This window comes from Petrachloros mirabilis (genome assembly GCF_975968855.1).
Genome location: NZ_CDLUDY010000213.1, coordinates 1 through 18,720, shown reverse-complemented (window position 1 = coordinate 18,720; position 18,720 = coordinate 1). Strand labels below are relative to the sequence as shown.

Sequence of the window (18,720 nt, the reverse complement as noted above, 5' to 3'; positions counted from 1 at the left end):
AAAGGAGTGAACAGATGAATGGGTTGTCGTTACATCCGATGAAGGAAATCCGCGTCATCATCGCAGGGGAACACCAGTCGTTCGTGACGGATCTTCTGGACCGGGTCCATGCGACCGGTTACACCATCATCGGCAATGTGTCGGGCAAGGGACATCACGGAGTGCGTGAGGCGCATTTCATGTCCAGCGAACAGGAAAGCCTCGAGATCATCATGACCGTGGTGCCGGAGGAAAAAGTCGAGCCGATCTTGGCCGGTTTGCGTCCGCTATTCAACCGGCATTCGGGGGTCATGTTCGTTTCCGACGTTGCCGTCAGCCGTCAGGAGTATTTCGGGAAACAGGGCAAGGGGGCTTGATCGAGCCCCCACGATCCCCTGCACGACCCTTGTCTTCACGCACCAAACTTGTCTAGAATGGGCCCCTCGTACGGGATCTATCGGAGGCGAGCTTGAAAGGCTTACGATTCGAACGCATCGGACAAGGGCGCTACTACAATGTGGTCTTCCACATGGGCAGCACCTACGTCCCCGTCAGTGACGACACTGTCGAAGAGCTCAAAGCCCAGAGCCTGCTTCCCGCCGAACGATTCCTCGACTTTCTCATCGACCGGGTCGGGTACTCCTCCTATCTCAAGGACCAGATCCGCAACGAACTGCGGAATTCCGGAGATCCGGTGACGCAGATTACGGTCCTCCAGGGCGCCATACGCGAACTCTAATCAACGGCTGAAAACGCTGCCCCACTTCATTCTCAGTCATTCGAATCCCTTAACGTAGGGTACTAAGTACGCCTCGGGATTCTCACACCCTGCGGCCTCGTTGGATCAGCTTTTGAGCCGCCGTATCAGACTTCGTCATTGCGAGAAATCATTTTGAGTAGGCGAGGACTACATTACTCTCGTAATGAGAGGTTCAATGATTGGGTCCAATGTTTGCGCGAGTGCACATCCAGTTCTATCAAGCGATCGAACCGTTAGGTGACAGTCAACCATGTGGCCTATGTTCCGGACAATGTAGACCGAAACGGAGGTTGTGAGGAAAAAGAATATAGCTGTCGTCGTAATTAGCCTAGTCCTGTCCCTAGGAGTGAATTTCACAACGCTCCGCCAACTTAATCCGGCACCCGTCCCTCTTGAAAGAGCTGATTCATGATCGCGTTCTTCTTGTCGGGGTCCTGGTAATACTTGAGTGCCTTCATGTAGTTGTCCATCGCGCTCTCGGGTTTGCGCTTTTGCGCGTAGTACTCGGCGATGCCGTGGTAGGCGCGTGCGTCCTGGTCATTGGCCTTCAGTCCTTTATTGAGCGCTTCGTAGGCGTCCTGCATATGGCCCTTACCGAGTGAGATCCATCCTAAGGCCGTGTGGGCGGCCCCGAAGTCTGGATTGGCACGAAGCGCTTCTCCGTATTCCCTCTGCGCAAGGTCGAGGCGGCCACGGGTTTCGTAGAGGCCGCCGAGCGCGAAGTGCACTTCGGCGTCGTTAGGATTTAACCGGATCGCTTCCTTGTAGGCCTGCACCGCCGGCTCCATCTTGCCCTGCTCTGCCAGCGCACATCCGAGATTCGCATGGGCGACGGCATCGTTGGGATTCAGCTTGATGACCTCACGATACTGCGGGATGGCCATTTCCAATCGGCCTTGTTCCTGATAGGCGACACCGAGGTTCGTGCGGGCGGGCGCGTAAGACGGATCCAGCCGGACGGCTTCCTTGTATTCCTTTATCGCCATCTCAAAATGATCGGCCCGCTCGTGGATCTGTGCCAGGAAGTAATGGGGATAGGCCGATTCCGGCGCAAGTTTCGCGGCTTCCTTGTACGACTGCACCGATTGCTCCGATTGGCCTGACTGGGCCAAAAACAAACCCATGACCAAATGCGCCGAAGCATTCGTAGTGTGGCGGGAAACCAGCTCGTCCACCCAGTTCCTGACCTGAGCAATGTCGCTCTCTTCCGTCAAGCACTTGGCGTGGCTGGCCCAGGCGTCGGCGAAGTGCCCTTTGATGAGGTGGACGACGTTGAGGACGAAGTGCGGCCTGGGATCCACGTGCTCGATCGAATCGGGATGCCTCGCCCAGGCGAGCGCTTCCTGGGCAGCGTGGTTCCAGTCTCCGCTGCATAAAGCCGTTTCACATTTGGTTTGGTATTCATTCATGGTTTGATCAATTGCCGCTATCGCGTCAGGGTGTCTTCGATGTCCGGTGACGTCGCCTGCATGTGGACTCCCAGTGAGGGATATCGTTCAGCGAGCTTCTGCTTCATCAGCCAGGCGATCGTGCGATACGACCAGTGACCCTTCACGCCCGAACGGAGTTTGGCGATGTACTCCGCCTCGGCAAAATCCATTTTGAACAGGCAACGGACTTTGAACCCGAAGGGAATCGCATAGAGGGCCGCTTCCGCGTTGGCTTTCCTCAGCTGATCGATGTCGGCCTTCACGGCATCCATCGATTGACGATATTCTCTGTCGAGCCCTGCCTGGACCAGTGGAGGAGGAACGTCGTAGCCATGGACTGTCGTGAAATTTTGCTGGATCTGTTGGCACCGCCTGTGGCGATGCATGTCCCGCCAACCGCCGATATCCATGAGCACGTCGAACGTGAAGGCATAGCCGCTGCGAAATTCCTTGATCAGCTCGTCATAAGGGCCGCGGTTTGCCAACGCGACCGAGAGCGCATCCTGTTTCTGCTTTTCCGGCCAATCCTTTACGACCGCGAGGATCTTGCGATAGGGCGCTTGCGAAACGCGATAGATGAGTGTCGAGACCGTTTCGTCGAGCGGATCGTGTTGATCGATTAAATCCACAGGCTCTTGGATGCCCCAACCGGAAGGTTGATCGAGCCCCGTTCCCTTCAACACCTCCTTGGCGTAACGGGCCAATTCGGTATAGACCTTCGCTTGATACTCGTTCGGTTTGGCGTGGCGGGCCAGCGTCGGCGCCATCGGTTCACTGAGCCCGGCGGTCTGCCCGGAGAGTTCTCCCCAGACGTTCATCGGAGGACGCTGACAGGCATCCTTGAGGTCTTCGCCGATCATCCGGAGTTCGGGAAGCTGTGACGAAAGCAGTCGGGTGATTTGTTTTTCCAATGTTCTGATGCTCACGACTTGGCCGACGTTCGTGCGCGAGGCCAGCGGCAACAAATACCGCGTCACGTCGAAGGCCCGTGCGGCGATCGTGCGCTGGTAGTCCCCGGGCTTCATCGACTCAGGCCGCGGTTCCCGTTCAGACAGAAACGTGACGAGCGGTTCGTGCAAGAGTCTATAAATTTCGCCGAGGCTGCGGAGAATACCTTGATAGGTGCCTTCCGTCTCGCTGCCATGAATCGCATCGGGGACATACCAGCCGCTTGAGGCGAAGTTCTGGTAGCGGCTGGACTTCGCTTGCCCGTCCCAGACCTGCTCGTCTTCCAACCGGATGGCGGCGAGTTCAGTGATCTCTTCGAAACAGATGATGACGTGGCCCAAGTCGGCGATCGAGGCGTGGCCGTAATCGAAGTAAAACTGTTCCCAGAATTTCTCAGACGAGTGCCCATGTACCCACTTGATGCTGCTCTCGATCGAATCGGGCGAACGGCTATAGCGGGCAAGCGCGTAGGCGGATTTCTCGGGTGGCATGGGTGCCACTGCGATGACTCGGCGAATCGGTCGGTCGGCGCTCATGAAATCGGTTCACCTAATGAATAAGACACTCGAGGTTGCGAACTATAACCCCCAATCTTGAGCCGGCGCAAGCGCGGAGGCACGCTCCGCGCGCGTTGACTTGTCGGCGACACCGCCGCTATAGTCCGCTCGCATCAGTGAGTTGCGCGTGGCCACTGGCAAGGGGAATTCAGCAGAGCCAGCCATGATCAAAGGAATTAAAGGCGTAAAAGATATCCTCCCTGAGGACACTCCCCGATGGCGCTTGATCGAAGACACTGTTCGGCGCTGGGCGACCTTGTATGGCTTCCAGGAAATCCGGATTCCGATCTTCGAGGTCACGACGCTTTTTGCCAGGAGCATCGGCGCCACGACGGATATCGTCGAAAAGGAAATGTACACTTTCCCCGATCGGGACGGGACGTCACTGACGCTGCGGCCTGAGGGCACGGCGGGAACCGTCCGGGCCTTCATCGAACACAATCGTGCGGCAGACCCCCTCCCGCAGAAATATTTCTATGTAGGTCCCATGTTTCGCCATGAGCGCCCTCAAGCCGGTCGGCTCCGCCAGTTTCACCAGTTCGGCGTCGAATATTTCGGCACGCAAGATCCGCGGGCTGATGTGGAGGTAATGGCCCTGCTCTGGCGCGTACTGTCTGCCCTTTCATTGCCCGATCTGACTTTCGAACTGAACAGCCTCGGGAGCCTTGATGATCGGGCGGCCTACCTGCCGATCCTGGTAGCTTTCCTTAAAGAACGATCTGCGCGCCTCTGCGAAAACTGCAGGCGTCGGATGGACACGAATCCGCTTCGTGTCCTCGACTGCAAAGTACCCGCATGCCGTGCTGCCACAGAGGATGCTCCACATCTGACAGCGCACCTGTCTGCCGAGGCGCAGAAACATTTTGATCAGGTCAAATCAGGACTGGCGTCACTGGGGATTCCCTATAACCTGAACCCTCGTCTTGTGCGAGGGTTGGACTATTATTGTCTCACTGCATTTGAAATCACCTCGTCCCATTTGGGAGCCCAGAATGCTGTCGGCGCCGGCGGCCGTTATGACGGGTTAGTTGAAGTTCTCGGTGGCCCGAAAACGCCGGCCGTCGGGTTTGCGGCCGGACTGGAGCGGATCTCGCTGATGCTTCCAGAACAAAGCCTGCCACCCGTTGTTCCGTCGGTCTATGTAGCAGCTTTCGGTGCTCAGGGAGGGTCGGCCGGATCTTCCCTTCTTGATGAACTGCGACGAGCAGGCGTGACATCACTTTCTGATTTTCGAGTGACCACGCTGAAGGCCCATCTGCGTCAGGCTGACCGGGCCAAATGCCGCTTCGCAGTCCTACTGGGAGATGACGAAGTAGTGCGCGGGTCCGCTGTTGTCCGTGATATGGAAACGAAGAAACAGACAGAAATCCCGCTCAACCAAATCCCCGATTATCTTCGTTCCATTATTCCCTCTATCTAGAAGCAATTTTTCGTGTTGACTTCCTCTTAAAAACCCCGTACCCTCGCTATATATAATTAATGTAACCTTTTGATTCTTAAAGTAACTTTCTGTTAATTTTGAAACATTTATTTATGCCGGCTCGCAAACTTGGGCTATTGTTATCCACAGCCCCGTCTCATCCTAGTATCGACATCGTCATAAACCTCACGGAGGCAGCACTTCGGCAAGGAGTTGAGGTCTACCTGTACCTCATCGATGAGGGTGTCAGAAGTATGAAGGATGCGCGATTCGCTCGATTATTGGACGGTGGAATAAAAATGTCTGTATGCGCCTATGGCTGTCAACAACACGGCGTGTCGACAATTGATGTGGATTCACGTATCTCCCTTTCAGGTCTCGTCGTCCTCTCCGGTATTATCGATGGATGCGACAGATTCCTAGCTTTTACGTAACCACATGTCTAAACGAATCGCGGTCGTCATTGCAGAAGATCCGGTAAAAAGCCACCGTCCGGTTGAGGCACTCCGAATTGCACTTGGCCTTTGTGCTGGAGATCATGAAACAACGGTCGTGCTCCTCGGGAATGCCCCTATTCTGATTACAGATGAGATTGATGACGTCGTTGATGTTGATATCCTTGAAAAATACCGCCCTTCATTTTCGCAACTCTCTGTCCCTTTTCTACTGGAGTCTAACGGCGCGGTCCAAGGTCTACTTTCACAGTTTTCAGTGGCACTGAAGACCCCTCAAGAGATACGGTCTTTCATTAAATCCGTCGATCGCACCTTGGTTTTTGCATCATGAAAACACTCTATCTTGTCCGCAAGTCTCCGGATCAAATCCCTTCATCAATTTTTCTCCCTTCCCAAACCGAAGGAGATGTTCTTTTAATGGAAGGCTCAACATCCTCTGTTTCTCATACAGGAGGAAGGGTATTTTCTACGGCAGGAGAGAACCAAGATTCGCATGTTTCCTATGACAACATCATTTCCATGCTTTTCGAATATGACAATGTGATTGTCCTGTAATTCACAAACTCCCTAGTCCGGAGACCGTAGTTAGAGAGAGAAATCGTAGTAGGAGTCGGAATAGTAGTAGTAAGGGTGGACTTTGTGGATAGAAGATATGTTGATGGATTTCAGGTGGAATTGAAGACATCTTTATGGGGATGAGTATGGGGATTGACTCTGAGTTTGAGTGGGGTACAGAGTTGAAAAACTCTTGATAGCTGTTGAGCGATTAAGAGACTCGGGTCCCTCTATCCATCAAGACCACAGATTCTCCCTTGAGTGATGACAGGAACTTTTGAGTTATCCACAGGTGTGAATAAGCCTGTGAATGAGGAATAATACAGCGAATATGACGACTTCTACGGTATGGCAAGAGGCATTGGCGTATATCCAGAGTAAAGTCCCGAAGCAGGTGTATGACACGTGGTTTATACCGGCTCGTCTCGAGCGACTTGATGATTCAAGTGCTCAAATCGGGGTGCCGAATAAGTTCTTTGGCGACTGGTTGAGTCAGCACTATGGATCGCTCCTCAAGGAAGCGGTTTCGACCGCCCGCGGTGGAGGAGAAACCGCAGTTACTTTCGTCGTCTTGAATCGGACAGCTACCGGTGAAAATGACCAGGCTGCGGTCACACAGGCTGTGAAAACTGCATCGGCTATGAAGCCGAAAAGGGGTATTCAACTCAACCCCAAATACACCTTTAAGAATTTTGTTGTAGGCGCCGGAAACCAGTTTGCCCATGCGGCCTGTATGGCGGTTGCGGAGCAGCCCGCGAAGGCCTACAACCCGCTCTTCATTTACGGAGGGGTGGGACTCGGCAAAACCCATCTCCTGAACGCGATTGCAAACCACGTAGCTGAACGGACGGATTTGCGGATTGCCTATCTCACGACGGAGCAATTCACAAACGAGGTCATCAACTCAATCCGCTACGACAAAATGATGGATCTTCGGAAACGGTACCGCCACATCGACATGCTCATGATCGACGATATTCAGTTCCTGGCGGGTAAAGAGCGGACACAGGAAGAATTCTTTCATACCTTCAACGCTCTCTATGAAGCGCACAAGCAAATTGTCCTGTCGAGCGACCGGTTTCCCAAAGATATGCCGGATATCGAAGAACGTCTCCGGTCCCGTTTTGAGTGGGGCCTCATAGCCGACCTGCAACCTCCAGATGTGGAAACCAGAATCGCCATTCTTCGGAAGAAATCAGAAGATGAAGCGGTCACCCTCCCTGAAGACGTGATTCAGTTCCTGTCAACAACAATGAAGAGCAATATCCGCGAGTTGGAAGGTTCGCTCGTTCGCCTTAGCGCATATGCCTCCTTGACCGGGCAGGCTATCACCCTCGATATGGCCAAGAACGTGTTGCGGGATCTGATCGGCGATAAGAAAAAGATCGTGTCCATGGAGGACATACAAGAGACAGTCAGCACATGGTTCCATGTCAAGATCTCCGATTTGAAGTCCAGGCGGAGGAGCAAGACACTCGTCCATCCCAGGCAGATCGCAATGTATCTCTGCCGGGAACTGACCGATGCTTCCTACCCGGAGATAGGCAGGTTGTTCGGCGGGAAGGACCATACGACAATTATCCATGCCTGCCGGCAGATTACGAAAGCCCGTGAGGCTGACAGTGCGTTGGGCCAGACGCTGGAAGGATTGAAGGAAAAGATTCTAAGGAACTGATGGGCGTTTCGAGAGCGAGGCCACTATGAAAGTGCGTATCGGGCGGGATGAACTGTTGACGGGACTCCAGCGCGTACAGGGCGTCGTGGAAAAGCGAAACACGATGCCCATCCTGTCGAACATCTTGATCGAAGCGAAACAAGAAGGAGCGGAGATCGTCGCGACGGATTTGGAGATCGGCATGCGAGGGCTCTATAAGGCCACTGTTCAGAAGCCCGGCGGAGTCACCGTCTCGGCACGGAAGCTGTACGAAATCATTAAAGAGCTCCCGAGTTGCGAGATCGACTTGATCTCCGGCGAGAATAACTGGACGACGATTCAAGCGGGCAAGAGCCAATTCAAGATTGTGGGGCTGCCGAGCTCGGACTATCCTGCGCTGCCAGCCATAGAACGAGAAGGACTGACGCCGCTTGCGGGCGCTGGTCTCCTGGAATTGATCAGGAAAACCCTGTTCGCTGCTGGCGACAACGACGCCCGTTACATCCTGAACGGGCTGCTCGTGACATTGGTCTCGAGCGAAAAGAAGACGACGTTGCGTCTGGTGGGAACCGACGGTCATCGACTGGCAGTGGCCGAACAGGATATTGGCAAGGCGGGAGCGAAGGGCGCGCCTCAGGAAATCAAGGCGATCATTCCGAAGAAGGCGGCGCACGAAATGCGGCGCCTCTTGGAAGAGGGGGGCGATGGAGAACCACTGATAGGATTCACCAAGAACTTGATGATCTTCCGCAAGAGCGGCCTGCTCCTGACCTCCCGATTGATGGAGGGCAACTACCCGAATTATCAGCAGGTCATTCCGAAGGAGAGCAATAAGAAGATCCTCGTTCATCGCGGCGAACTAGAAAGCGCTCTGCGCCGCGTGTCGGTCCTCTCCAAAGACAAGGCGAACGCCGTGAAACTCTCGTTCGCTCCGGGGCGCATGACGCTGTTTTCGAGCAACCCCGATTACGGGGAAGCGACGGAGGAAATGTCGGCCCAATACGAAGGAGAAGCCCTCAATACCGGCTTCAACGCGCGCTATCTCCTGGATGTTTTCAGCGTCATGGACGGCGAGAAGGTTTCTCTCCAGATGGATAGTCCTCTGAGCCCATGCTTGATCCAGGAAGCGGAGACCCCGGGATTCAAGTGTGTCGTGATGCCGATCAAGATATGAAGCAGACACACACAGCTATTCCTGACAACGTGTCCCACGCATCTCACTTCCCGGCTGCATCATAGGAGACGGATGGCCACAGACGAGACGAACAAGCACAAATCCGAGAGCTACAGCGCGGATCAAATCAAAGTCCTCGAAGGCCTTGATGCGGTGCGGAAACGGCCGGCGATGTATATCGGCAGCACCGGGGTCGACGGTTTGCACCATCTCGTCTACGAAGTCGTCGATAACAGCGTCGATGAGCATATGGCCGGTTTCGGCGAGACGATCGATGTGACGATCCACATCGACGGAAGCGTGACGGTTATCGACAACGGACGCGGTATTCCGACCGGCATGCATTCCACCCAAAAGAAATCGGCCGCGGAAGTGGCGCTGACTGTGTTGCACGCGGGAGGCAAGTTCGAGCAGGGTGCCTACACGGTGTCGGGCGGTCTGCACGGCGTCGGCATCTCGGTCGTCAATGCGCTCTCCGAGTGGCTTGAATTGGAAATTTGGCAAGATGGTCAGACGTTCGAGCAAAGATACGAGCGAGGCAAGCCCGGTGCGCCTCTGGAGAACACCGGCATCACGAAGCGCCGCGGCACAAAAGTCCGTTTCAAGCCGGACGGGCAGATCTTCGAAACCCTCGAGTTCAGCTTTGATGTGTTGGCACAGCGGCTGCGGGAGCTCGCCTTCCTGAACAAGGGCCTTTCGATCACGTTGAAGGATGAGGGAAAAGAACCGGCCAAGGAACAAAACTTTCTCTACAAGGGCGGGATTGTTTCCTTCGTCGAGCATTTGAACGAAGCTAAAACTCCGCTGCACAAGCCGATCTATGTGAACGTCGAGAAGCCGGAGATGATTCTGGAGGTCGCGCTCCAGTACAACGACAGCTACGCTGAAAACCTCTTTTCATTTGCGAATAACATCAACACGAAGGAAGGCGGTACGCATCTCGTTGGGTTCAAGGCCGCTCTCACCAGGACCATCAACAATTATGCGAATGCCAATGATCTGTTGAAGAAGGACACGGAGTCACTCACGGGCGACGATGTTCGTGAGGGTTTGACCGCCGTGGTGAGCGTCAAGGTCCGTAATCCCCAATTCGAGGGCCAGACGAAAGCCAAGCTCGGCAACAGCGAAGTGAAAGGCGTCGTCGAAGCGGCCGTCAACGAAGCGCTCGGGAACTACTTCGAAGAGAATCCGCCGGTCGCCCGCAAGATAATCGGCAAGGCGATTGATGCGGCCCGCGCACGCGAAGCAGCCCGTAAGGCGAAGGATTTGATCCGTCGCAAGAGCGCGCTTGATGGGGGCTCGCTGCCCGGCAAGTTGGCCGATTGCTCCGAAAAGGACCCGGCCCTGAGTGAGCTCTACATCGTCGAGGGTGATTCGGCGGGCGGGTCTGCCAAGCAAGGGCGCGACCGGAAGTTCCAGGCCATTCTTCCGCTGAAAGGGAAGATCCTCAACGTCGAAAAGGCCCGCTTCGACAAGATGCTGACGAGTGACGAAATCCGGACACTCATCATGGCCCTTGGAACCGGGATCGGCCGCAAGCGGGAGGAGAGCGACAAGGCGGACAAGGACACGTTCGACATCGCCAAGGCGCGATATCATAAGATTATCCTAATGACGGACGCCGACGTCGACGGCAGCCATATCCGCACCCTCCTGTTGACTTTCTTTTTCCGGCAGATGCCGGAACTCCTCGAGCGCGGGTACGTCTACATTGCGCAGCCGCCGCTCTTCAAAGTGAAAAAGGGCAAGACGGAGCGGTACCTCAAAGATGAGGGCGCATTGAACGAGCATCTGGCCGATCTCGCCGTCGAGGATGTGGAACTCTATCTGGAAGGAACCCAGGACTTCGTGACGGGACGACGGCTGCTGCCGGTTCTGAAGAAACTGATATCGTTCGAAACCCTCTTAGCGCGTTTAAACAAAAAGCCGCACGAGGCGGCCATGCTGCGCGCCTTTGTCGACGAACCGGGACTGGACCGGGATCTCCTCAAGGACCTTGAGGCATTGAAAACAGCTGTCGCGCACGCCAAGAAAACCCTCGCCATCGTGTTTCCAAAACTCGAAGCGACGATCGACATTCTTCCAGACGAGGAACATCAGTCGAACCGGCTGTCCTGCCGGCTCCAGGCCAACGGGACTACCTATGCTCTTGATGTCACGCACGATCTCGTCGGCTCCGCCGATTTTCGAGAATTGCAGAAGCTGTCGCCGTCGGCCATTGGACTGGGCCGCGCGCCATTCAAGCTGAAGGCGAAAGGACAGGAGCAGCAACTCGTCTCAACGGCTGATCTGGTGAAGACGATTCTGGATCTAGGCAAGCAAGGCCTTAGCATCCAGCGTTACAAAGGGTTGGGTGAAATGAACCCGTCCCAATTATGGGAGACCACGATGAATCCGGAAGGCCGGACTCTCTTGCGGGTGAAATTGGAAGACCTGACCGGCGTGGACGAAATCTTTACCATTCTGATGGGCGACGAGGTCGAGCCGCGGCGTAACTTCATTCAGACGCATGCACTGGAAGTGCGGAATCTGGATGTCTAACGGGGAGCCTGGTGGTCTCCTGTGCTCGCGCAACGCGCGGCCTCGGAAGGCCCTCGTTGGTCGCGCGGAGTGGGAGACCGAACGGGCTCCCCTCCGTGAGAGCTGAGATGTGAGAGGAAGAGAATAAGATGCCCCCTGATGAACGTTTAGGCCACATCGCGATCGAAGATGAGATGAAGTCGTCCTACCTCGATTACGCCATGAGCGTGATCGTCGGACGTGCTCTTCCGGACGTGCGGGACGGCCTCAAGCCTGTGCATCGGCGCATTCTCTTCGGCATGAACGAAATGGGCCTCGTTCACAATCGGGCCTACCGCAAATCGGCCAAGATTGTCGGCGAGATCATGGGAAATTATCATCCCCATGGCGATTCGGCGATTTACGACACATTGGTGCGAATGGCGCAGGATTTCAACATGCGCTATCCGCTTGTCGACGGTCAGGGCAATTACGGTTCTATGGACGGTGATTCCGCGGCGGCCATGCGCTACACCGAAGCACGCATGACAAAGTTGGCGGAAGAGTTGCTGGCGGATATCGAGAAGGAAACCGTCGATTTTGGACCGAACTACGACGAATCACGTCAGGAACCCCTTGTCCTGCCGACGAAGATCCCGAATCTGCTCATCAACGGCGCCGGCGGGATCGCGGTCGGGTACGCCACGAACATTCCCACTCACAATATCGGTGAAGTCATTGACGGGCTGCTGCTGCTTCTGGAGAACCCCGACGTCACGGTTGCCCAGTTGATGAAAAAAATTCCTGGACCGGACTTCCCGACGGCCGGCTTCATCTATGGAATCGGCGGCATCAAAGAGGCGTATGAAACCGGGCGCGGCTTGCTGAAACTTCGGGCAAAGGTTGTCATTGAAACCGACGAGCGGACGGATCGGGAACGGCTCATCGTCACGGAAATTCCGTATCAGGTCAACAAAGCGAAGCTGATCGAAAAGATCGCGGAATTAGTCCAGGAGGACCGGATCAAAGGAATATCGGATCTCCGTGACGAATCCTCGGACCGCGAAGGTGTCCGCGTGGTCATCGAATTGAAGCGGAACGAGATCCCCCTGGTCGTCCTGAACAATCTCTACAAGCACACCCAACTCGAAACGACCTTCGGCGTAATCATGCTGGCCCTGGTCAACAACCGGCCGGAAGTCCTGAATCTCAAGCAGATCCTGCACTATTTTATCGAGCATCGCCGCGAAGTCGTGGTCCGGCGGACGACCTTCGAACTGCGAAAAGCAGAAGAGCGCGCCCATGTCCTGGAAGGCCTCAAGATCGCATTAGATAATCTGGACGCGGTCATTACGCTGATTCGCCGGTCGCAGTCGCCGGATGAAGCCAGGGTCGGGCTGATGCGCCAGTTCGCGCTCACGGAAATCCAGGCGAACGCGATTCTGGACATGCGGTTGCAGCGGCTGACACAGCTTGAACGGACGAAGCTCGTCGAGGAGTACCAGGAGGTGCTCAAGCAGATCGAATATCTCAAATCGGTCCTGGCCAGTGAAGCGCTGGTGCGGACGATTATCAAGAATGAGCTGACCGAAATGCGGGAAGCCTACGTCGACGACCGCCGCACGCAGATCGTGAAAGAAGAAGCGGAGATCAGCGTAGAGGATTTGATTGCCGAAGAAGAGGTCGTCGTGACGATTTCCCATGCCGGGTATATCAAGCGGAACGCTGCCTCGCTCTATCGGGCGCAGCGCCGCGGGGGTAAAGGCAAGATCGGGATGGGGATCAAGGAAGAGGATTTCGTCGAAACCCTCTTCACCGCATCTACGCACGATACGCTCCTCTTCTTCAGCGACGCGGGCAAAGTCTATTGGCTCAAGGTGCACGAAATTCCTGAAGCGAGCCGGGCGGCGAAGGGGAAGGCCCTGGTCAATTTGCTGGCCATGGCCGGCGGCGAGAAGGTGACGGCGACCCTACCGGTAAAAGAATATCGTGACGACCGCTATATCGTGATGGCGACGAAGAATGGCCTCGTGAAGAAAACCGAACTCTCGGCCTATAGCAATCCAAGGCAGGGCGGCATCATCGCTTTGGGTCTTGAAGAAGGCGACAAGCTGATAGGTGTGCATATCACGGACGGCCAACGAGAAATTCTTCTCGGGACGAGACAGGGCATTACCATCCGATTCAAAGAGGAAGAAGTCAGACCGATGGGTCGCACCGCCCACGGGGTGAAGGGGATCACACTCGAAGAGGGCAATGAGGTGATCGGCATGGAAACCATCAAACCGGATTCCACGACGTCCATCCTCACGGTCACGGAAGGCGGATACGGCAAGCGCACGCCGGTGACGGAGTACCGAGTCCAGGGACGCGGCGGAAAGGGCATCATCAGCGTGAAGACGACCGAACGGAACGGATTGGCTGTGGGATTCTTGCAGGTCCGGGACGATGACGAAATCATGCTGATGGCAGCGCAGGGGAAGGTCCTTCGCTGTAAAGTTGACGATATCCGCGAAATCGGCCGCAACACCCAAGGCGTGAGGATTCTCGATCTCGAAGGAGACGAGGATCGCCTCGTGGCTGTGGCGCGGCTCGCCGAAAGCGGCGAACGCGATGACGCGGGACCCGACGAAGGCGCAGGCGCATAAAGGTTGCTGCTTCTGCGGCGGAATCGGATGTCGCGTCCTTCCTCCATGAACGAAGTATTTTCTCAGACGCCGATTCCTGCCCAGAAGAAACCGCTCGATATAGTTGTGAAGTTGGCACTCGGGGTGCTGATCAGCGGGTTTGCGCTAATCTGGGGCGGGATGTACCTCAGCCGACCCGATCGATCCATCCCTCCATTCAGCGTCGGCTCTCAGTCCGGTGAGGTCGTCATGACCCACGTCCCTGGCGGGACGACGGACCAGCAGATCGAAACCTTGCTCCAGCGGTTTCGTAAACTGGGGCGACAACCAGATGGGTTGGCTCTATTAAAGAAAATCCAACCGACCACTCCCGGCGATCCCGTCGGGCGATATCAGCGCGTGATGCTGTACGTCTTCGATAACGCGGATTGGACGGAACCGGAGGTGCTCGAAAAATTCCTAGCCGGTGAACCCTCGGTCGTGAAAGATATCGAACATGCTGTGCGAGGATACTATCGACTTCAAGGAATGAGAGAAGAAGGCGGAGTCGGTCCGGTACCGAAATCGGGGGAGTATGTCGATTCTTCAAGGGTGCTGTTCAAGGGGCTGGTGACGGATCAGATCCCGCTTGATGCGGAACCCGAGCCATATACGTCGCTATCACCTCTGTGAGCCTTTGGCGGGTGGCGGGGTCCTGAATGTTGGACAGAGGAGCCTGCATATCGGCCGGCAGTTCGCTGGCTGGGAACGTCGGAGCCGGAGGGTCGGTTGACTTCTGATGTGGCAGAGCCGCCATTGGCACTTCCCCGACTCTCAAGGAAATATCGGTGAGCAGCGGTCCCCCGGCCCGATTATTAAGCTTAGCGAGTAGTTCCGGTTTCAGAAAAGTCAGTTGCTGCATCCAGACCGAATTTCGGACGATGACGTACAGCTTCTTGAACCGTATATGATCGGGCCAAGTATGGGCGGCAATGGGGTCGCCGACAAGTGTTTTCCATTCATGTTGAAGGCGTTGTTCAAACAATTGCGATTCGAGGCCGAGGCGCTTTGCCAGTCCAGACAGAATAGTGCCGACCGAGTCGAGAGGACCGGGCGATCGCATGCGGCATCTTAGGCCGCGGGTATTGAAGAATCAAGGTCGGGTAGGCTGAAAGAACAACGATGAAAAAAGAAGTGCCAGACAAGGCTGTCGCTACCAACCGAAAAGCATTCCACGATTACTTTATCGAGGAAAAGTTCGAAGCCGGCATTGTCCTGCGAGGGACAGAAGTGAAGTCGCTTCGGGAAGGTCGGGTCAATCTGCAAGACAGCTACGCATCGGTGCGCGAAGGAGAGGTATTTCTTCATAACTGCCACATCAGTCCCTATAGTCACGGCAACGTGATGAACCATGATCCGACGAGAGTTCGGAAGTTGCTGCTGCACAAAAAAGAAATCAACAAGCTCATGGGGAGAACTCAGCAAAAGGGGCTCACCTTGATCCCCCTCCGGATCTATTTTTCCAAGCGCGGCCATGCGAAGGTCGAACTTGGACTCGCCAAAGGGAAGAAACTCTACGATCGGCGTGAAACCGTTAAGGCCCGCGAAGCAGGCCGTGAAGTCGAGCGGGCTATCAAGAGCAGGAAGTAAAGCCTACTGCTCCCCTGCTGATTCGGTCTGGTCGTAATCGTCTATGGCCGAGGAAGATTCAATGTGGCGATATCCACAGGGGGTATCACCACAACGGTCTGATTGGTAAAGGAGAATTAGCCGGCATTCACACGGCGACCCGCGGGTTGACTTTAGTTCTAACTAGAACTATCTTGACCTTGTCAGGCTCAGACTTGCTTGTAGGGAGGTACCTGATGAAAGCGTTCTTTGAGACAGATAAAAGCTGGACCGGTCTGATTCTTCGGTTAACGCTTGGTCTGGTGATGTGGCCTCACGGGGCTCAAAAGCTGCTTGGCTGGTTCGGCGGCTTTGGTTTCGATGGGACGATGGGATTCTTTACCATGAAGATGGGAATGCCCTGGCTGATCGCGTTGCTTGTCATGATGGGCGAATTCTTCGGGAGTTTGAGTCTCATCGGGGGATTCCTGACCCGGTTTTCAGCCGCGAGTTTGGCGGTTATCATGTTGGGAGCCATCGGGTTGGTGCACCTCCCCTATGGATTCTTCATGAACTGGTTCGGACAGCAACAGGGTGAAGGGTTCGAGTATCATCTGTTGGTGATCGGAATCGCCGCGGCGCTGATGGTGACAGGAGGGGGGAAGTGGTCGATCGATGGAGAGATTGCAGAGAGAATCGTGCGCTAAGACGGTGCCGGGAAGGAGGGAACCATGACGACGGATGTGGCGATCACGGCGAAGAATATCCTGGGTATTTATCAACCGGGCTCGACTCATATGGTCGGCGACGGATTTCCCGTACGCAATCTCTTTCCGAGCAACGATCTGGATCGGGTGGTCGATCCCTTTCTGATGCTCGATTACGCAGGCCCTCAGTATTTTGAGCCCACTGATCATCCTCGCGGTGTCGGGGAGCATCCGCACAGAGGCTTTGAAACGGTTACGATCGTATACGAAGGCGTGGTGGCCCATCGAGACTCGGCCGGGAATTCAGGGGTGATCGGCCCTGGCGACGTGCAGTGGATGACGGCGGCGTCCGGAGTCGTCCATGAGGAGTTTCATGAGAAGGAGTTTGCGAGGAAGGGCGGGACACTCCATGCGATTCAACTTTGGGTGAACCTGCCGAAGGCATCGAAAATGTCGGCGCCCGGTTATCAGACGATACTCAACGACGATATTCCAATGGTGGAGCTTGAGGGAAAAGGCGGTCAATTGCGGGTCATCGCGGGCTCGTTCCAAGGTCGCAAAGGCCCGGCACGGACTGTTACGCCGATCGATCTCTTCGACCTCCAAGTAAGCCGGGGGACGAAGACAATGTTGCCGTTGCCAGACGGCCACAACAGCTCATTCTTTGTGTTGCAGGGGTTAGTAACGGTCAATGGGTCGCGTCCAGCAGGAGAAGCCGAGCTTGTCGTGTGTCGGCGAGAGGGATCGCATGTGACGCTCGCTGCCGCGGAGCATAGCCGCCTGTTGATCATGAGTGGTCGGCCGATCGAGGAACCGATTGCACGGTACGGGCCGTTCGTCATGAACACCAAAGCGGAATTGGTTCAAGCGGTGAATGATTATCAGGCCGGGGAAATGGGTCATCTCTCGTGACAGGATGCTGAAAACGCCCGCCGGCTGCGTTCTCGCATCGCTCAGAGGCCCAACTTACGGGGCGGGACTGGCTCCAAGAGCTTGTCGAGGGGTGCCTGTCCCACTCGGACGGAGACAGTCGCCGGCGGAATGGGACAGCCCCTCGCTTGCTGCGGCCTTGCTGGGTAGACGTTTTGAGCATCCTGAGGTATTGACGCGAAGGGTGATATGGGTACGAACATTTTGATCGACATCTATTCCGACGTCGTCTGTCCCTGGTGTTATGTCGGTAAGCGAAGGCTGGAACGGGCATTGGATCGATTGAAGAACGAGATCAAGGCCTGCGTGATCTGGCGACCTTTTCAGCTGAATCCGACTATGCCGGCTCAGGGTATGGATCGGATTGACTATCTGGAAACGAAGTTCGGCAGTGTTGATGCTTTCAGGATGTTGGAAGAGCATGTTTCGTCCGCAGGCGAAGAAGAGGGTATTGTGTTTGCCTTCGACAAAATCGCCAGGACACCGAATACGTTTCTGGCCCACCGGCTGATCTGGTTCGCGCGTCAGAAGGGCGTTCAGGACGTCGTTATCGACGCCTTATTCAAAGGCTATTTCGAAGAGGGAGCCGATATCGGAAGAGCGACGACACTCGCAGGCCTCGCACGGCGTGCGGGCCTCGACGCCGACTCCTTTCTGCAGAGCGAGGACGGGATGATGGACGTGAAGGCCGAAGAACGGGCAGGCCACAGGCTCGGGATCAGAGGTGTTCCCCACTTCGTCGTGAACAGGGCCTACGCGCTATCTGGCACGCAGCCGCCGGATCAATTCGTAGCGGCTCTGCGGAAGGTCGCGATGGCTGAGGCAGAGAGAAAGGCAGGCGTCTGATGACGGTCCAAGTATACGGTTGCAACCACGTCGTGATCGAAGTGGCCGACGCGAAGAAGGCGGTGAAATTCTATTCCGACGTGTTCGGCTTGAAGATGCTGCGGGGTGGTGAAGGAGCCGCCTGGTGTAAGCTCGGCGAACATCAGTTCATGGCGATCTTCGAGGTGGAACAACTTCAGCCGGACCGTGTGAAACACTTCGGATTGATGGTCCGCGACGCACAACAGATCAAAGAGGTCAGGCGTAAACTGACAAAGAAATACAAACTGAAGTTGCATCCGGGGTTTCGTTGCGACTTTCGCGACCCTTGGGGAAACAGAATTCAAGTCGGCGACCTCTCCGATGAATCCTTGGTCTGGCTCCTCCCTTATCGCGAAGTGCAGAATCTGGGCCTGGCGTTTAGGACCTCGGGGCGAAGTCGGAGTTGAACGGTGGCAAGTCAGTCCTACGACAAGGTGGAACTTGATCGCCTCTCGCAGGCCCTGTTGCGTCTGCACAAGACGTTACTGGACGGTGAACGGCTGGCGTATGAGCGGGTCCACGGGCGCATCGCGTCGAACGGGGAGTTCCTCCAGCTGTTGCTCGGACATGG

The 18,720-nt window shown here is 55.6% G+C and carries 18 protein-coding genes; 15 read left to right on the top strand and 3 right to left on the bottom strand.

What is annotated here, in order from left to right:
- The first annotated feature begins 14 nt into the window (after positions 1–14).
- Entirely contained in the window at positions 15–356 is a 342-nt protein-coding gene (locus ACWVCN_RS08815) for a P-II family nitrogen regulator (protein ID WP_455245196.1), read from the top strand.
- 92 nt (positions 357–448) lie between these two features.
- Positions 449–718, top strand: a complete 270-nt coding sequence (locus ACWVCN_RS08810; protein ID WP_455245195.1) for a hypothetical protein — start codon at positions 449–451, stop codon at positions 716–718.
- 392 nt (positions 719–1,110) lie between these two features.
- Here the strand turns inward: ACWVCN_RS08810 and ACWVCN_RS08805 are convergent, their stop codons facing one another.
- Together ACWVCN_RS08805 and ACWVCN_RS08800 are read right to left on the bottom strand one after the other, a co-directional pair.
- Positions 1,111–2,148, bottom strand: a complete 1,038-nt coding sequence (locus tag ACWVCN_RS08805) for a tetratricopeptide repeat protein (protein WP_455245194.1) — start codon at positions 2,146–2,148, stop codon at positions 1,111–1,113.
- A gap of 17 nt (positions 2,149–2,165) precedes the next feature.
- On the bottom strand, positions 2,166–3,653 hold the full coding sequence (locus ACWVCN_RS08800) for an FAD-dependent thymidylate synthase (RefSeq protein WP_455245193.1): 1,488 nt from the start codon (positions 3,651–3,653) through the stop codon (positions 2,166–2,168).
- Between the two features lie 184 nt (positions 3,654–3,837).
- Between ACWVCN_RS08800 and hisS the strand changes: the two genes are divergently transcribed.
- From hisS to ACWVCN_RS08760, 8 genes are all read left to right on the top strand, one after another.
- Complete coding sequence (gene hisS / locus ACWVCN_RS08795) at positions 3,838–5,094, top strand: histidine--tRNA ligase (RefSeq protein ID WP_455245192.1); 1,257 nt, start codon at positions 3,838–3,840, stop codon at positions 5,092–5,094.
- A gap of 113 nt (positions 5,095–5,207) precedes the next feature.
- The gene (locus tag ACWVCN_RS08790; RefSeq protein ID WP_455245191.1) at positions 5,208–5,528 is read left to right on the top strand and encodes a DsrE family protein; all 321 of its coding nucleotides are present in this window, start codon (positions 5,208–5,210) and stop codon (positions 5,526–5,528) included.
- A gap of 4 nt (positions 5,529–5,532) precedes the next feature.
- Entirely contained in the window at positions 5,533–5,880 is a 348-nt protein-coding gene (locus ACWVCN_RS08785; protein WP_455245190.1) for a hypothetical protein, read from the top strand.
- Positions 5,881–6,435: 555 nt separating this feature from the next.
- Positions 6,436–7,779 (top strand): chromosomal replication initiator protein DnaA, encoded by a 1,344-nt coding sequence (gene dnaA / locus ACWVCN_RS08780; RefSeq protein WP_455245189.1) that lies wholly within the window; start codon positions 6,436–6,438, stop codon positions 7,777–7,779.
- Between the two features lie 25 nt (positions 7,780–7,804).
- Positions 7,805–8,932, top strand: a complete 1,128-nt coding sequence (gene dnaN / locus ACWVCN_RS08775; RefSeq protein WP_455245188.1) for a DNA polymerase III subunit beta — start codon at positions 7,805–7,807, stop codon at positions 8,930–8,932.
- Between the two features lie 72 nt (positions 8,933–9,004).
- Positions 9,005–11,473 carry a DNA topoisomerase (ATP-hydrolyzing) subunit B gene (gene gyrB, locus ACWVCN_RS08770; RefSeq protein ID WP_455245187.1) on the top strand — a complete coding sequence of 823 codons (2,469 nt, stop codon included), beginning with the start codon at positions 9,005–9,007 and terminating at the stop codon, positions 11,471–11,473.
- Positions 11,474–11,601: 128 nt separating this feature from the next.
- Positions 11,602–14,079 carry a DNA gyrase subunit A gene (gyrA, locus tag ACWVCN_RS08765; protein WP_455245186.1) on the top strand — a complete coding sequence of 826 codons (2,478 nt, stop codon included), beginning with the start codon at positions 11,602–11,604 and terminating at the stop codon, positions 14,077–14,079.
- Positions 14,080–14,106: 27 nt separating this feature from the next.
- Positions 14,107–14,730 (top strand): hypothetical protein, encoded by a 624-nt coding sequence (locus tag ACWVCN_RS08760; protein ID WP_455245185.1) that lies wholly within the window; start codon positions 14,107–14,109, stop codon positions 14,728–14,730.
- Here the strand turns inward: ACWVCN_RS08760 and ACWVCN_RS08755 are convergent.
- A complete protein-coding gene (locus ACWVCN_RS08755) occupies positions 14,657–15,160 on the bottom strand; it encodes a DUF721 domain-containing protein (RefSeq protein ID WP_455245184.1) in 504 nt (167 codons plus the stop codon). The genes ACWVCN_RS08760 and ACWVCN_RS08755 overlap by 74 nt on opposite strands.
- 59 nt (positions 15,161–15,219) lie before the next feature.
- Between ACWVCN_RS08755 and smpB the strand changes: the two genes are divergently transcribed.
- The 5 genes from smpB (at position 15,220) to ACWVCN_RS08730 (ending at position 18,556) form a co-directional block, all read left to right on the top strand.
- Positions 15,220–15,687, top strand: coding sequence for an SsrA-binding protein SmpB (gene smpB / locus ACWVCN_RS08750; protein ID WP_455245183.1), 468 nt, complete (start codon positions 15,220–15,222; stop codon positions 15,685–15,687).
- 215 nt (positions 15,688–15,902) lie between these two features.
- Positions 15,903–16,352: a DoxX family protein gene (locus tag ACWVCN_RS08745; protein ID WP_455245182.1), complete on the top strand. Its 450-nt coding sequence runs from the start codon at positions 15,903–15,905 to the stop codon at positions 16,350–16,352.
- Positions 16,353–16,376: 24 nt separating this feature from the next.
- Entirely contained in the window at positions 16,377–17,264 is an 888-nt protein-coding gene (locus ACWVCN_RS08740) for a pirin family protein (RefSeq protein ID WP_455245181.1), read from the top strand.
- Between the two features lie 207 nt (positions 17,265–17,471).
- The gene (locus ACWVCN_RS08735) at positions 17,472–18,128 is read left to right on the top strand and encodes a DsbA family oxidoreductase (RefSeq protein ID WP_455245180.1); all 657 of its coding nucleotides are present in this window, start codon (positions 17,472–17,474) and stop codon (positions 18,126–18,128) included.
- Positions 18,128–18,556: a VOC family protein gene (locus ACWVCN_RS08730; protein ID WP_455245179.1), complete on the top strand. Its 429-nt coding sequence runs from the start codon at positions 18,128–18,130 to the stop codon at positions 18,554–18,556. Before ACWVCN_RS08735 ends, ACWVCN_RS08730 begins: the two co-directional genes overlap by 1 nt.
- Positions 18,557–18,720: the final 164 nt, after the last annotated feature.

Excerpts from the sequence above, each read along its gene's own strand:
- ACWVCN_RS08815 (WP_455245196.1), top strand. The coding sequence starts at position 15 with ATGAATGGGTTGTCGTTACATCCGATGAAGGAAATCCGCGTCATCATC.
- ACWVCN_RS08805 (WP_455245194.1), bottom strand. The coding sequence starts at position 2,148 with ATGAATGAATACCAAACCAAATGTGAAACGGCTTTATGCAGCGGAGAC.
- ACWVCN_RS08800 (WP_455245193.1), bottom strand. The coding sequence starts at position 3,653 with ATGAGCGCCGACCGACCGATTCGCCGAGTCATCGCAGTGGCACCCATG.
- hisS (WP_455245192.1), top strand. The coding sequence starts at position 3,838 with ATGATCAAAGGAATTAAAGGCGTAAAAGATATCCTCCCTGAGGACACT.
- ACWVCN_RS08790 (WP_455245191.1), top strand. The coding sequence starts at position 5,208 with ATGCCGGCTCGCAAACTTGGGCTATTGTTATCCACAGCCCCGTCTCAT.
- ACWVCN_RS08785 (WP_455245190.1), top strand. The coding sequence starts at position 5,533 with ATGTCTAAACGAATCGCGGTCGTCATTGCAGAAGATCCGGTAAAAAGC.
- dnaA (WP_455245189.1), top strand. The coding sequence starts at position 6,436 with ATGACGACTTCTACGGTATGGCAAGAGGCATTGGCGTATATCCAGAGT.
- dnaN (WP_455245188.1), top strand. The coding sequence starts at position 7,805 with ATGAAAGTGCGTATCGGGCGGGATGAACTGTTGACGGGACTCCAGCGC.
- gyrB (WP_455245187.1), top strand. The coding sequence starts at position 9,005 with ATGGCCACAGACGAGACGAACAAGCACAAATCCGAGAGCTACAGCGCG.
- gyrA (WP_455245186.1), top strand. The coding sequence starts at position 11,602 with ATGCCCCCTGATGAACGTTTAGGCCACATCGCGATCGAAGATGAGATG.
- ACWVCN_RS08760 (WP_455245185.1), top strand. The coding sequence starts at position 14,107 with ATGTCGCGTCCTTCCTCCATGAACGAAGTATTTTCTCAGACGCCGATT.
- ACWVCN_RS08755 (WP_455245184.1), bottom strand. The coding sequence starts at position 15,160 with ATGCGATCGCCCGGTCCTCTCGACTCGGTCGGCACTATTCTGTCTGGA.
- smpB (WP_455245183.1), top strand. The coding sequence starts at position 15,220 with ATGAAAAAAGAAGTGCCAGACAAGGCTGTCGCTACCAACCGAAAAGCA.
- ACWVCN_RS08745 (WP_455245182.1), top strand. The coding sequence starts at position 15,903 with ATGAAAGCGTTCTTTGAGACAGATAAAAGCTGGACCGGTCTGATTCTT.
- ACWVCN_RS08740 (WP_455245181.1), top strand. The coding sequence starts at position 16,377 with ATGACGACGGATGTGGCGATCACGGCGAAGAATATCCTGGGTATTTAT.
- ACWVCN_RS08735 (WP_455245180.1), top strand. The coding sequence starts at position 17,472 with ATGGGTACGAACATTTTGATCGACATCTATTCCGACGTCGTCTGTCCC.
- ACWVCN_RS08730 (WP_455245179.1), top strand. The coding sequence starts at position 18,128 with ATGACGGTCCAAGTATACGGTTGCAACCACGTCGTGATCGAAGTGGCC.